Source organism: Opitutus terrae PB90-1 (assembly GCF_000019965.1).
GTDB classification, from domain to species: Bacteria; Verrucomicrobiota; Verrucomicrobiia; order Opitutales; family Opitutaceae; genus Opitutus; species Opitutus terrae.
The window spans coordinates 5199423-5212751 of record NC_010571.1; the positions used below are offsets into that span (position 1 = coordinate 5199423).

Annotated in this window: 12 protein-coding genes; 5 read left to right on the forward strand and 7 right to left on the reverse strand. The window is 66.6% G+C overall.

Going from position 1 to position 13329, the window contains the following annotated elements:
- The first annotated feature begins 1 nt into the window (after window position 1).
- The 5 genes from OTER_RS24540 (at window position 2) to OTER_RS20240 (ending at window position 5735) form a co-directional block, all read left to right on the forward strand.
- Window positions 2-754 (forward strand): class I SAM-dependent methyltransferase, encoded by a 753-nt coding sequence (locus OTER_RS24540; protein ID WP_012376807.1) that lies wholly within the window; start codon window positions 2-4, stop codon window positions 752-754.
- Between the two features lie 29 nt (window positions 755-783).
- Window positions 784-1965: a glycosyltransferase gene (locus OTER_RS20225; RefSeq protein WP_012376808.1), complete on the forward strand. Its 1182-nt coding sequence runs from the start codon at window positions 784-786 to the stop codon at window positions 1963-1965.
- Between the two features lie 5 nt (window positions 1966-1970).
- Window positions 1971-3137: a glycosyltransferase gene (locus OTER_RS20230; protein ID WP_012376809.1), complete on the forward strand. Its 1167-nt coding sequence runs from the start codon at window positions 1971-1973 to the stop codon at window positions 3135-3137.
- Window positions 3110-4408 (forward strand): hypothetical protein, encoded by a 1299-nt coding sequence (locus OTER_RS20235; RefSeq protein ID WP_044891913.1) that lies wholly within the window; start codon window positions 3110-3112, stop codon window positions 4406-4408. The genes OTER_RS20230 and OTER_RS20235 overlap by 28 nt, the downstream gene beginning before the upstream one ends.
- Before the next feature lie 130 nt (window positions 4409-4538).
- Window positions 4539-5735 (forward strand): aminotransferase class I/II-fold pyridoxal phosphate-dependent enzyme, encoded by a 1197-nt coding sequence (locus OTER_RS20240; RefSeq protein WP_012376811.1) that lies wholly within the window; start codon window positions 4539-4541, stop codon window positions 5733-5735.
- Between the two features lie 126 nt (window positions 5736-5861).
- On the opposite strand, the gene OTER_RS26735 is transcribed toward OTER_RS20240, so the two are convergent.
- The 7 genes from OTER_RS26735 to OTER_RS26740 all read right to left on the reverse strand — a co-directional run bounded on the left by OTER_RS26735 (window position 5862) and on the right by OTER_RS26740 (window position 13310).
- Entirely contained in the window at window positions 5862-6005 is a 144-nt protein-coding gene (locus OTER_RS26735) for a hypothetical protein (RefSeq protein WP_237702396.1), read from the reverse strand.
- Between the two features lie 107 nt (window positions 6006-6112).
- The gene (locus OTER_RS20250) at window positions 6113-7129 is read right to left on the reverse strand and encodes a glycosyltransferase (RefSeq protein WP_012376813.1); all 1017 of its coding nucleotides are present in this window, start codon (window positions 7127-7129) and stop codon (window positions 6113-6115) included.
- On the reverse strand, window positions 7126-8337 hold the full coding sequence (locus OTER_RS20255) for a glycosyltransferase family 4 protein (protein ID WP_012376814.1): 1212 nt from the start codon (window positions 8335-8337) through the stop codon (window positions 7126-7128). Before OTER_RS20255 ends, OTER_RS20250 begins: the two co-directional genes overlap by 4 nt.
- Before the next feature lie 341 nt (window positions 8338-8678).
- On the reverse strand, window positions 8679-9908 hold the full coding sequence (locus OTER_RS20260) for a glycosyltransferase (RefSeq protein ID WP_012376815.1): 1230 nt from the start codon (window positions 9906-9908) through the stop codon (window positions 8679-8681).
- Between the two features lies 1 nt (window position 9909).
- The gene (locus tag OTER_RS20265; RefSeq protein WP_044891915.1) at window positions 9910-10755 is read right to left on the reverse strand and encodes an SDR family NAD(P)-dependent oxidoreductase; all 846 of its coding nucleotides are present in this window, start codon (window positions 10753-10755) and stop codon (window positions 9910-9912) included.
- A gap of 52 nt (window positions 10756-10807) precedes the next feature.
- Window positions 10808-12070, reverse strand: a complete 1263-nt coding sequence (locus OTER_RS20270) for a beta-ketoacyl-[acyl-carrier-protein] synthase family protein (protein WP_012376817.1) — start codon at window positions 12068-12070, stop codon at window positions 10808-10810.
- 253 nt (window positions 12071-12323) lie between these two features.
- Window positions 12324-13310, reverse strand: coding sequence for an ApeI family dehydratase (locus OTER_RS26740; protein WP_012376818.1), 987 nt, complete (start codon window positions 13308-13310; stop codon window positions 12324-12326).
- Window positions 13311-13329: the final 19 nt, after the last annotated feature.

The following is a 13329-nucleotide window of genomic DNA, read 5'->3' on the forward strand; positions in this document are numbered from 1 at the left end:
CGTGCCCGCCGTCCGCCCTCTCTCCCTTGCACTGCTGCTCGATCGTGGTGACACGCTGGTGGCGTCGCGGGACGCAGACGCCCAGCGTTACTGGCGCGAGAACCGGCGCCGGATCGCCACGGCCGTGGCGCGCGCGTCCGAACTCGTGCCGCGCGCGGCCCCGGCGGCCAGTCCGGCGCGCGTGCTCGACATCGGTCCGGCGCTGGAGGTCGAACTACTCGCGGAGTTTTTGCCGGGCATCGCGCTGGAAACGATGGGTTGGGCCGATCACCGCTATCAGACCCCCGCGCTGCGCGCCCATCATCCGTTCGACCTGAACGACGCGGCCGATCCCGCCCGCTGGCCGCGCGTGGAGCGCTGCGATCTGATTCTGCTGCTGGAGGTGATCGAGCACGTGCACATTTCGCCGCTGCATGTCTTCCGGATGCTGCGTTCGTTTCTCCGGCCCGGTGGATATCTGCTGGTATCGACGCCCAACGCCGCCTGGCTGCGCAACCGCTGGCTACTCCTCACGGGCCACAATCCCTTCGAGCTAATACGCGAGGATCCGCGGAACCCCGGGCATTTTCGCGAGCTCACCCGCAGCGAACTGCGACGGCTGCTCGAGCGCGCGGGGCTCCGGGTCGTCGCGCTCGAACTCGACACGCTTTACGCCTTCTCGTCCGCCTCCGGTCGTCGATTCAGCCGGCTGGCGCGACTGCTGCCGCCGGCGTTCCGGCACGACATGCTGTGCACGGTTCAGCGCGTTGAGTAACGGCCGCGCGCCCCGAACGCTTTCGCGCGATGCTGCTGCTCGATCTCACGCACACCAGTCACACCCGCGCCCGCACGGGCATCCAGCGGGTGGCGCGTGCGCTCTGGCGGCAGCTCGGTGCGAACGCCATGCCGGTCACCCGTGATCCGTTCCTCGGCGGCTGGCGGCCGCTCGAACCTTGGGAACTGGCCAATCTCGCCAGCACGCAGGGGAGCGAACGCCGCCATGCCCGATGGCCATGGTCGGCGAAATGGCGCAGTCGGTTCCGTCGCATCCTGCGGCGCAACGCCCCACACCTGCTGACGGGGAACTTCACAGGCTCGATCGAGCCAGAGCTGTTCAGCCCGGTCGTGGGCCGCGAGCTCCCGCGGGTGTTCGCCCGCGTGCGCGGGCCGCGCGTCGCGCTGTTCCATGACGCGATTTCTCTCCGGCTGCCGGAGCTGACGCCGCCGGCAATGGTGGCCCGGCTTCCCGGCTACTTGCACGAGCTGCTGCAGTTCGACGGAATCGCCGCGATTTCGGAGGACTCCCGCGACTCCTTGCTCGGCTATTGGCGCTGGCTCGGAGTTCCGGATACGCCGCCGGTCATCGCGCTGCCGCTGGGTGTCGATCCCTCACCCGCGGGCGTCGACCGTGCGCCGCCCTCGTCGGCCGCACCGCCGGTGATCCTCTCCGTCGGTACGCTCGAGGGGCGGAAGAACCACCTCGCGCTGTTCGCCGCCTGCGAGATGCTCTGGGTCGCGGGTGTGGCGTTTACGTTGCGGGTTATCGGCCACGCTGATGCGCCCACGGGCGGCGCCGCGCTCGAGCGGATTCGCGCCCTGCAAGCGAGCGGCCGGCCTGTACGCTACGACGGTCCCGCCGACGACCCGACCATTGCCGCGGCTTACGATGAATGCGCGTTCACGGTTTATCCCTCGCTGGCTGAGGGTTTCGGGCTGCCGGTGATCGAAAGCCTCGCCCGCGGCCGGCCGTGCATCTGCCTCGGCCGGGGCGCCCTCGGCGAGATCTCGCGTGCCGGCGGCTGTGTCCCACTCGACAACGTCGAACCGCCGACGCTCGCCCAGGCGATCCGGCGGTTGCTGGAATCGCCGAGCGAACTCCAAGCGTTGAGCGCCACCGCCAGCGCACGGCGGTTCAATGACTGGGCAACGTATACCGCTGAGCTCACGGACTGGATCGCCACGCTGCGCCGCCGCAATTCCGTCTAGCCGCCATGTTCCTGCTCGATCTCTCGCACACCAGCCATTCGACCGCGCGGACGGGGATTCAGCGCGTGGCGCGCTCGCTGCACGCGGCACTCGGAGACCAAGCGCAGGCCGTGTGCTTCGATCCATGGCTCGACGCCTGGCGTGGACTCGAGCGCTGGGAGTTCGCCCGCCTCGACTCCCGGGCCGCGCCCGCCACCCGGCGCTCCGCGCGGTGGCCCTGGATCGCGCAGTGGCGCGGCCGCTATCGGCGCCGCTTCGGTCGCGGCGCGGCGGCCCTCCCGCCCAGCGAGGGCCTGATCGTGCCGGAGGTGTTTTCCGCGAACGTGGCCGCGGCGCTGCCGACGCTGTTCGCGCAAACGAGCGGCCCGCGCGTGGCGATGTTTCACGACGCGCTGCCGCTGCGGTTCCCCGAGTTCACAGCGCCGGGCACGGTCAGCCGGTTTCCATATTACCTGCGCGAACTGCTGGATTTCGACGGGATCGTGGCGGTGTCGGAGGATTCCCGCGCCGCACTGCTCGGGTATTGGCGTTGGCTGCAAGTGCCCCAGCCTCCACCCGTCCTCGCGCTGCCACACGGCGTCGAGCCGCCAGCCGCCCGCGTATCCGTCACCCGGACGCCACGAACGCGTCCGGGGGTGCTCAGCGTGGGCACAATCGAAGGCCGGAAGAACCACCTGGCGCTCCTCGCGGCGTGCGAGCAACTCTGGCGGGCGGGCGCAGACTTCGAGTTGCAGCTCATCGGTTTCGTGGCGCGTCAGAGCGGCACGGAGGTGCAGCAGCGAATTCGGACCCTGCAGAGCGCCGGCCGCCCGCTGCGATTCACCGGGCCCGTCAGCGACGAACTGCTTGAAGCGGCCTACGCCGACTGTGATTTCACCGTCTACCCATCGATCGCGGAAGGCTTCGGACTGCCGGTCGTCGAAAGTCTCGTCCGCGGCCGGCCCTGCGTTTGTTCGGCACACGGAGCGGTCGGCGAGCTCACTCGTGACGGTGGGTGCGTCGGGCTCGACGTGCTCGACGCCAGCGGCTTGGCGGCGGCGATCGGCCGGTTGCTGGCCGCGCCGGCCGAACTCGAAGCGCTGAGCGCGGCGGCGCGCCAACGCACGTTCAAGACCTGGGCCGACTACACCCGCGAGTTGCTGGCATGGATGCGAACCCTGCCTCGCCGTTGAGCCGGCGGCCCCTCGGCCTCCTCGCGTTGTGCCTCGCCGTCGCGCTCGGCGGTTGTGTCTGGGCGGCATGGGACATGTTCGGCCCGCAGCGGCGTCCGATGCTGCAGGGCTGGGACGACAGCCACTACTATGCGTGGCTGCCTTCCGTCCTTATCGATCGCGATCTCGATTTCGCCAATCAGCTCATCGGCCACGGCACGTTGCCAGCGAGCGCCGAAGCCGAGGTGCTGGCGCAACCGCGCACGGCTACCGGGCTTCTGCCCAACAAATATCCGCCCGGCTGGGCCTTCGGCAGCCTGCCCTTTTTTCTCGTCGCGCACGCGCTCGCACCGCCCGATGCGAGCGGCTACGAGCCGGTCTACCTCATGGCGGTGTGGCTTGGTCAACTACTCTACGCCGCCGGCGGCCTGTGGTTGGCCGTACAGATCCTCGCGCGGTTCTTTCCGCTCCGCGTCGCCACTGTCGCCACGTGCGCCAGCTGGCTCGCCAGTCCGCTGCTCTACTATCAAAGTGCGCGGCTGTCGTTGAGCCACAGCCAGGTGTTCGCGCTGGCGATGCTCACGCTCTGGCTCGCGCTGCGCCTCTGGGATGGAGATCAGCGCGCACGCCTCTGGCTGCTGCTCGGCTTCGCGTCCGCCCTGCTCGTCGTCACGCGCAACGTCGCTGTGGTCTATCTCGCGTGGCCGGCGTGGGTGCTCGTGCGCCGGCTGCGCACAGCATCCGCGGCCGGCTGGCTGCTCGCAGGCGCAGCCGCGCCGGTGCTCGTGCAGGTGCTGGCCTGGAAACTTCTCTACGGGTCGTGGCTGGTGTATTCCTACGGCGGCGAAAAGTTCGATTTCGCGCAGCTGCATCTGGTCGACGTGCTGGCCTCGCCGAGACACGGCTGGTTTTACTGGCACCCCCTCTTGGTAGGCGGCGTGGTTGCCTTTGCGGGTTGGGCGTGGCGCCGCAGCGAAGGCCGGGGGTGGCTACTCTCCCTGGCCTTGATCGTGGTGCTCAATGCCGCCTGGCCGACGTGGTGGCTGGGCTCGTCGTTCGGACATCGCGGATTCGAGGTGGCGACGCTGTTCGCCGCGGTGGGCCTTGCTACGATCCTGCAAGCGTGCCGCGACCGCCTCGGACTGCAGCGCGCGGTCGCAAGCATCATCGCGATCGCCATCATATGGAACCTCGCGCTGTTGGCTCTCTTTCTGACCCACCGCATCCCGCGCGAAGGACCGGTGACCTACGTCGAAATGGCGCGTGCGCTCGCCAGCTGGCCGGCGCCGTAGCAGGAGTCCCCCTCGCATAGGTACGGATCACGGGCGAGACGCTCCTGCCACCTCGCCGGAACATTGCGGGCCGGCCGACCGGGCTTTCGGTTTGCCATGCGGGGGGTCGCACCTAGCGTGCCGTCGATCCATGGCGTTATCATTTTTCCTGAAAGAAAAGAAAGGCATTCTGGCGCGCTGCCGCGACGATTACGCGACCAAGATGCGGCTGAAGTACGCGCCCTACTACCACGCGATGGAGTATCAGCAGGGCAGCACGATCAAACTCGACGGTCGCGAGATGATCATGCTCTCCAGCAACGACTATCTCGGGCTGTCGTTCCATCCCAAGGTCATTGAAGCCGGCAAAGCGGCGCTGACCAAATGGGGCACGAGCACGACTGGAGCCCGACCGGCGAACGGCTCCCGCGCCTATCACGTTCAGCTCGAGGAGAAGCTCGCGGCGTTTCTCGGCCGTGAGGCGTGCCACATCCACGCCGCAGGCTATCTCTCGTGCCTGTCGAGCGTCGCGTCGTTTGCGCAGAAGGGCGACGTCGTCTACGCTGACAAAAACATTCACTCCTGCCTCTGGGACGGCATCCGGCTCTCGATGGCCACCGTCGAGCGGTTCTCCCACAACAGTCCGGACGATCTGCGCAATGTCATCGCCGCGACCCAAAGCGACGCGCCGAAGATGCTCGTGGTCGAGGGCGTTTATTCGATGGAGGGACACATCGCGCGACTGCCGGAGCTGTTGAACATCGCCGATGAGAACAGCCTCTTCAGCGTCGTCGACGATGCCCATGGCTTCGGCGTCCTCGGCCGGCAGGGCCGCGGCACGGTCGATCACCACGGCGTCAACGACCGGGTTGACGTGATCTGTGGCAGCATGTCGAAATCGCTCGCGAGCACCGGCGGGTTCGTCGCCGCGTCGCGCGAGGTGATCGAATATCTCCGCTCGCATTCGAAGCAGACTATCTTCAGCGCGGCGATCAGCCCGGCCCAGGCCGGCTGTGCCGAGGCTTCGCTTGACCTCATGCAGTCGGAGCCGCAGCACTTGGAGCGCCTCTGGGCCAACACCCGCAAGTATCGCTCTATCCTGAAAGGGCTCGGACTGGACCTCTGGGGCAGCGAAACGCCCGCGGTCCCGATCGTGCTCGGCTCGAAGGAACGCGTTTATCCGTTTTGGCGCGCGCTCATGGAAAAGGGTGTGTTCACGGTCATGTCGATCGCGCCCGCCGTCCCCGCCGGCAAGGACCTGATTCGCACCGCCGTGTCGGCGATGCACACCGACGAGCAGTTGGAAAAGATCGGCGAGGCGATGGCCTACGCCATGCGCAAGCTGTGAGCTGTTCGAGGCTCCTGTAGCCGAGGTTTCTGACCTCGGTGGGTTTTCTCACAGCGGCAAAACACCGGGCTCAACGAGCCCGGCTACACCGCTTCTCGAAAGCGAGCGCAACCCAGCCGCCACCGGTCACGGTTTGATCGAATCCAAGATCTCGCGGAAATCCTTGCCGGCTTTGCTTTCGGGCGCCGGCACGATCGCCTGGCGGTTCAACTCCAAACACTGGTCCTGCAGTTTCTTCTGTTCCAGCGAACGCACCGAATCTTGAGGCACAGGGGGTGCCGCGGGCGGTTGGATTGGTCGAATGTTTTCCATCGTCTCCTCCGTGAGAACGTCGTTGCCGCGATGTTCTTGGGACGAAACGCCGCGACCGCGAGCCATTATTTCAATCCGCCGCGCAATCGCTCGGCGGCGGCGCGCCAGGTCGGCAGCGGCCGCTGCCGTGCCTCGGTCGCGAGTTGCAGGCACCGCGCGTCGTCCGTGAGGATCATCCGCAGCGCGTCCACCCACGCGATCGGATCGCCCGTGGGCACCAGCCAGCAGCCGCCGCCGTCGGCGTTCTCCCGCAGCACCGGCAGATCGCTGCACACGCACGGCACGCCCTGCCAGAGCGATTCCAGCAACGGCAATCCGCAACCTTCCGCCATCGTCGGAAAAACGGTGGCGCGCACCGTGGCGAACAGTTGCGACAGCGCTGCGTCCGACGCCGCCGCATGATGGTGCACGGCGCGCCCGGCCTGGCGCAGCGCCTTGACGCGCGCGACGATCGGCGCGCCGAAATGAGGATTCACGCGGCCGACCACATGGAGGTCGAAATCGAGCCCCTCGTGCCACAACGCCTCGGCGGCGTTGAGCAGGAGCAGCTGGTTTTTGCGCGGTTCCAGGATGCCCACGCAGAGCAGCGCCCGTGCTCGCGGAGCGGGCCACGGCGCCACCACGCGCGGCGTGCCGGCGAGATCCGCGCCCAAGGGCAGCACTTCCACCGGTGGCTTTCGCTCGAGCCCCAGCCAGCGCCAGTAATCACACAACTCGTCGCGGCTCCCCTGCGAGATCGCCCACACGCGGTCGAACCGCGCCAGCAATTTCAGGTAATGCGGATGCCGCGCCACGCTCTGCGGCCAGGTGATGTGCGGATGTTTCAGCGGGATCGCATCCGCAAAAATCGCGGCCGTCCGACACCGCCGCGCCTCCAAAAACTCCGTGAACCCCGGCCGCTCGCTTTCGGAAAACAGCTCGCTGGTGACGAACCAGTCATCCGCCGTGGCCCGCGCACTGCACTCCTGCCAGGAACCGGCCGAGGCCGCCTCGCCGAGTTCGTCTCGCAGCCGCGCGCTCAGCCGCGCCAATCCTGAACGGTGACGCACGGCTGCGGTTTTTGTGACGTCGAAGTAGATCATGTTCCCAGCACGGCGCGGAACTGAGCGAGCAGCCGACCGGCGTTGTCGTGCGCGTTGAAATTCTCCTCCACCCAGCGTCGGGCTGCGTGGCGCAGCCGCTCCGCCAGCGCATCATCGGTGCGGAGCTGTCGCAGCGCCGCCACCCAATCCTCGGTGGCCTCGGCCGCAGCGACGAGGCCCGTGACGCCGTTGGTGATGGCTTCCGTCGTGGCCGCCGCGGGCGAAGTCACCACCAGCGTGCCGATCGCCATCGCTTCGGGGATGACGTTGGGCAGTCCGTCGCGGTCGCCACTGGGCGCGATCACGCCCGTGTGCAGGAGTACGTCGGCCCACGCGAGTTGCGTCCAGACCTCGTGCTGCGGCAGGTGACCGGTGAACGTCACCTGGGCCGCGATGCCGAGGCGTCCGGCCTGTTGCTCCAACTCAGCGCGCAGCGGTCCTTCGCCGACGACGTGCGCCTCGAACGCGATCCCGGCCGAGTGCAGCGCCGCGTAGATCTGCAGTTGGTGCGCGAGCCCCTTTTTCTCCACCAGCCGCGCCACGCACACGAGGTGCAGCGGATCACGATGCGCACGCAGCGATTTCAGCTCGGGGAATCGATCCAGTCCGCGCCGGATGCAATGGATCCGCTCGGGCGGCACGCCGCGCGCGACGAGCGCCTGCCGCGCCATCTCGGTGGAGGTGTGAATCAACGCCGCCTCCGCGAGCTTTTCGCGCAACCACCAGTCGCCCCCATGCTCGTAAATATCGTAGGCGTGCGCCGCCGCGGTGAACCGGTGTCCATCGAGCCGCCACAGCAGCCACGCCGCCGTCGCGGGCGCACCGCCCCACGTCGCATGGACCAGCGCCGGTGGGCGGGACCGAAACTCGCGGGCGAAGAGACAGGCGAAGCCCGCCCCGAGCATGTTCTCCCAAAAGTTCAGCCACGACGGCGCGCGGCGCGTGCATAGCCCGCGCAGCAGCTGCCGCAGCACTTCGGGCCGCCGCCACGACTCATACGGAATCCACCAGAGCAACGTGAACAGCCGCCATTTGTTGAACCGCGTGACCGGCAGCCCGCGAAACGAATCGCCCCCACCCCACAGCGAATACAGCTGCAACGTCACGCCATGCTCGCGCATGGCGATGATCTCGCGCTGGAGGAACGTCTCCGTCGATTTGGGAAACGTGGTGAAGAGATAGGCGATGACGGGCGCGGAAGCGGACAAGATGCCGGCGAATTAAGGGCCTCGTCCGCGCGCGGCCAAGCGGATTGTCGCGCGAGCTATGGTGGGGCGGATCTCCGACTGACGTCCGAGCACGGACTCACAGGTCGATCTACGGGCCGCTCAAAGGCCAACGCCAAACTCTAGGCCAAGGCGGAGAGTTGGCGGCCACGTCGACAGCGGCGGCCTGCAGCGCGCTATCGCTCGAGGCTGTTGTGCGTTTTGGTCCGGCCTTGGTAGGGCGCTCACTCCGTGAGCGCCGCGACCATCCAGCGACTTCCCCGGCGGGCAGCGGAATGCCCGCCCCACCTCAGAACCGCTGATGGAAGGTGCCTGACAACCCGCTAAGCGGTCTTTCCGCCGTTTCCATTCCCGTTCGGCGGCGGGAATGCGCGGCGCTTCAATCTCACCTGCGCCACCTCGTTGGCCAGGCCGACAAGTTCGTCGATCACGACCGTGGGATCCTCCTCGTAGCGCAGCCGCAGGAAGTTGTCGCGCGCCACCAGGTAGGCTCCGGGCTTGTCGGTCCATTCATCGATGATCGCGGCGAAGTCCTCGCCGCTCTCCACCTTGCGGCAACCGGCGCCGTTGCGGAAAAATTTCCAGGTCAGCTGCTCCTGCGGCATGATCCCGCCGAACGCATTGAACACAATCGGGCAGCGGAAATGCAGCGCCTTCGCGCACGTGGTGGTGCCGCCGCGCGTGACAATCACATCGCTGACCTGCATCAACAGGTGCACGACATCCGAGTAGCCTTCGATGTAGCAGGAAAACTCCGGGTGCTCCGTGCGCCACTGCACGAGGTCATTGTAGACTTGCTTGTTGCGCCCGCAGATCAGGATCGCCTGCACGCGATCGGCGTGCCGCAGCAAGCCGGCGAGCAGTTCGAAGTGGTTGTTGGCGCCGTTGCTGCCGGTCGCCAGGAACACCGTGAACCGGTCGGCATCGAGTCCGAGCTTCCGCGTCAGGAACGAGTGCCGCTCGCCCGGGCTCAGCACTTCGAGGTAGGCCCGAGGATGCATCATCGATCCCCGCACGCGGGCGCGTTCCTCCGGGAGGCCGCACTTCACCGCGTAATCGCGGGCGGTGCCGGTCCGCGAAAGATAGAGATCGACGGTCGGTTCGATCCAGTTGCGCGAGTAGCCCCACCCGCCGGAGAACTCGCCGCAATACGTGGCACAGCGGACGTTCGAGGCGCCGAGGATCTGCCGCGCGAGCTGGAAATAGCCGCGGTTGAGGCAGTCGTGCACGCTGAAGACCAGATGCGGCCGGTAGCGGTGCAACACCTCGACGTAGTAGCGATGGCCAAACACCACGTTGCGTCGGTTGATGACGCTCAGCAGTTCCACGATCGCGTAGAACAGCTTGTGCACCCACGGCGCACTCCGCTGGATCCGGTTGTAGAGCCGCACGCCGGTGCGGTTCACGAATGAGGATTTCTCGAGCATCTGCTCGATCCGCACCTCGACATCGTGCCGGTAGAGCTGAAAGCACCACTCGGCGAACGCCTCGGCGCGGGCATCGTGGCCACCGCCGGTGCTGGAGGTCAGCACCAATATGCGCAGCTTGCCCACGTCAGATGCCGAAATAGCGGCACGCCAGCGCACGGCGCAATCCTGCCGGCAGCCAGGCCGCACCCAGCGGCGCCAGCCTGGCCTGGAAAAATGACCCTAGCCGCACGGTCCCACTGCGCCGCCGGAGCAGCGCGCGCCGCAAGCCCGCGGCCGCGGCGGCCGGTGGCGGCGCGGCGCGCAGATTCGCATCGAGCGCCGTCCAACTGCGATCGAGCATGGGCTCGCGCGGCGCCGAGGAGGCGGAGGCGGTTTGCATGGATTGGTTGAAGTCGGTCCGGAAGTCGCCGGGACGGAGGTCGATGACCGTGATCCCGCTGCCCTTGGTTTCAATCACTAAACTCTCGCTGAACGCGGCGAGCCCCGCCTTCGCGACATTGTAGCCGCTCATGAACGGCAGGGGAAACTCCACCGCGAGCGAGGCGACGTTGACCAGACAGCCGCGGTTCGCCTGCCGCATCGCGGCCAAGGCCACGTGCGCCAGTTGCATGCTCGCTCCGAGCATCGCCCGCACCTGCGCTTCCCACACGGCGAACTCCGTGGTTTCGAACCGGCCGAACACGCCGTAACCCGCGTTGTTGATCACCAGATCGAATGCGCCGCCCGCCGATTGCTGGGCGCGCTGAAAGGCACCCACGGCCGCGGTGGTGTCCGCCAGATCGAGCACGACCGGCGTGAACTGCGCCGGGTGCGTCGACGCCATCTCGGCCAGCCGACCGGTGTCCCGCGCCGTGCCCCAGACGCGCACGCCCTCCGCCAGCAGCATCTCGGTAAACGCGCGGCCGAGGCCCGCGCTCGCGCCCGTGACAAAGGCGGTGCGGTAAAGATCGGCGAGACGTTGGCTGGGCACGGGGAGCAGGCACGCAAGCCGGTTCACCGCGAGGCGGCGGCCGGCCGGCGCGTCACGAAGCGATCACATTTTTCAACACGATGGCCACATTGGCGCCGCCGAATCCGCTGCTGTTCTTGACCACAATCCGTGGCCGGGTGGATTCGGTCTTCAGCGGGATGCGCAGGTCCTTGCACGCAGGATCGAGTTGCTGGATGTGGGCCGAACCGGGAATGAAACCTTCGCGCATCGCGAGCGCGCAAAAAGCCGTCTCCATCACACCCGCGAGCGACAGACCATGTCCAGTCAGCGCCTTCGTGCTGCTCACCGCCGGCCGGGCCTCCTGGAACACGGTACGCAGGGCCCGCGCCTCGGAGACGTCGCCAATCAGCGTGGAGGTGGCGTGGGCGTTGACGTAGTCGACCTGCTCGGGCGCCACCTGGCTCGCGCGCAGGGCCCGCATCATCGCGGCCGCGGAGCCGTCGCCTTCGGGATGCGAGATCGCCACGTTGTAACCATCGGACGCCTGCCCCCAGCCGAGCACTTCCGCGTAGGGCGTAACCCCACGCCGCTGCACTTCCTCCTCCGTCTCCAGCACCATGACCGTGGAGCCGCCGGTCCCGACGAAGCCATCGCGACCGACATCGAACGGCCGCGAGGCGAGGTTCGGATCGGACTGCAGCGACAGCGTGCGCATGCCGGCGAACGGCAGGATGGCGTCCGTGTTGCCGTCCTCGCCGCCGACGACGAACATGCGTTTCTGCCGGCCGAGCGTCAGATCGTCGAACGCGTAACCGATCGCATGCGCCGACGAGGCGCAGGCGGACGAGAAGCCGCATGAAGAGCCCGCGATCTTGAAGGCCGCGACGAGGTTGAAATTAAGTGTACCCGCAATCGACGCGACGATCCCGAACGGCGAGCAGCGCATCACGCCGAGCTTTACCAGCCGCTCATGATGGTAATTGGTCAGGAACGGCGAACCGCCCGAGGCCGCGTAGAGTCCCGTCTCTGGATTCGCGATGTCCGACTCGGCCAATTTCGCATCCTCGATCGCCTGGAGCATGGCACAGTGGGCGAACAACCCGTTGGGCGCCATCGTGCGCAGCAGCTCGCGCTTGATTTTGTAGCGCGTCGGAAACGTCCAATCCTCCGGGTCGGTCGAATCGGCACCAAACTCCTTGATCGTGCCGACGACCTTGCACGGGATCTCCGGTTTCTGGAACGGTGGGTAAAGTTCGAAACCGTGCCGTAGTTCACGCAGGCTGCGCGCAACGGAGGGAGCATCGTTGCCGATGCTGGTCACGAAACCCAGCCCAGTGATGAAGACGCGAGGCATAGACGAGAAGCAGGCAGGACTTGGCGCCGGGAGCAAGGTTCCGCAGCGCGCGGTGCCGTTGGACTGAAGGCACTTCCATTCTCGCGGTCAACGCGAGAGCACGCGTACAGGCGCCACGTGGCATGGGCGTCCCGCCCATGTCAGAAAGTGAGAGTCCTTCGGGGATGGCTGTCGAACGAGCGCGCATGCCGCACGCGGCTCGGTTTTCCGCAAATCCACGGGCGAGACGCCCGTGCACCGGAAGCACCGCAGCTCAGGCGCCCAACGCCGCTTGTAGCGGCGGGGTGTCACCGCTCTCCGCACTCCGCGGTTTTTCGCTCGGCGTCGCAGCGACCGCGGGTTCGGGCTCCGGTTTCACTAGCGCATCCGCAAATCCAAACGTAAGCGTAATCTCCTCCGCGATCGCCGCTTTCTCCTGTCCAACGCGAATCGCACCTTCGAACGTCGCCAGCGGCATCTTCATCCGCTTGGGCTTGATCGACAGCGTGAGGATGTCGCCCGGCTTGCACATGCGATGTGCGCGCACGCCTTCACAACCCGTGAAGAAAATCGTGTTGGGACTGACGACCTTCCCCGGCTCGAGATTCAGCCCTTCCAGCAGGAACAGCACCGCGAGTTGCCCAAGAGCTTCGAGCATGATCGAAGCCGGCATCACCGGGTTATCCTTGAAATGACCTTGGAGGAAAAACTCCTGCCCCGTGATCTTGTACTTGCCGTTCGCGCCGGTGGAGCTGACGGAGGCTTCGTTCAGGAACAGGAACGGAGGCTGGATCGGCATCACCGCGCCGATGTGCTCGATCGGCAAAAACTTGGTCGGTTTCGGCAACGGCAGATCGCGAATCTTGCAATCGATGAAAGTCTTCACGTCACCAACCGTCCGCAGGTTCCGCAGCTCGTCGTTGTTGATCGAAAGCTGGAGCACATCCTCCACAAGGATGACGATCTCCATCATCGTCAGTGAATCGATGCCGAGATCCTCGATCAGCCGCAGATCGTCGTCTGCATCCTTGAGCTTGGTGCGCAGGTCCGGCTCGACGAAACGCTCGATCACGCCGATGACCACGGCGGGCACGTGTTCCGGATTGCCCGTCTTGCGGAATTGCACCGCCGCCTCGAAGGTCGAAGGCGAGCATCGTTTCAAAGCCTCGCGCAAAGCGCTTTCATCCTCGGGGGAAAACGGTTTCGCCAAAACTGGGAACGGCTTGTTGCTCGCCTGACCTTGAGGGAGTGCTTCGGGCATCGGATTAAGGGAACGAAGA

What these genes read in the sequence shown, in the direction of transcription:
- OTER_RS20225 (WP_012376808.1), top strand. Translation starts at nt 784, where the DNA reads ATGCTGCTGCTCGATCTCACGCACACCAGTCACACCCGCGCCCGCACG.
- OTER_RS20230 (WP_012376809.1), top strand. Translation starts at nt 1,971, where the DNA reads ATGTTCCTGCTCGATCTCTCGCACACCAGCCATTCGACCGCGCGGACG.
- OTER_RS20235 (WP_044891913.1), top strand. Translation starts at nt 3,110, where the DNA reads ATGGATGCGAACCCTGCCTCGCCGTTGAGCCGGCGGCCCCTCGGCCTC.
- OTER_RS20240 (WP_012376811.1), top strand. Translation starts at nt 4,539, where the DNA reads ATGGCGTTATCATTTTTCCTGAAAGAAAAGAAAGGCATTCTGGCGCGC.
- OTER_RS20250 (WP_012376813.1), bottom strand. Translation starts at nt 7,129, where the DNA reads ATGATCTACTTCGACGTCACAAAAACCGCAGCCGTGCGTCACCGTTCA.
- OTER_RS20270 (WP_012376817.1), bottom strand. Translation starts at nt 12,070, where the DNA reads ATGCCTCGCGTCTTCATCACTGGGCTGGGTTTCGTGACCAGCATCGGC.
- OTER_RS26740 (WP_012376818.1), bottom strand. Translation starts at nt 13,310, where the DNA reads ATGCCCGAAGCACTCCCTCAAGGTCAGGCGAGCAACAAGCCGTTCCCA.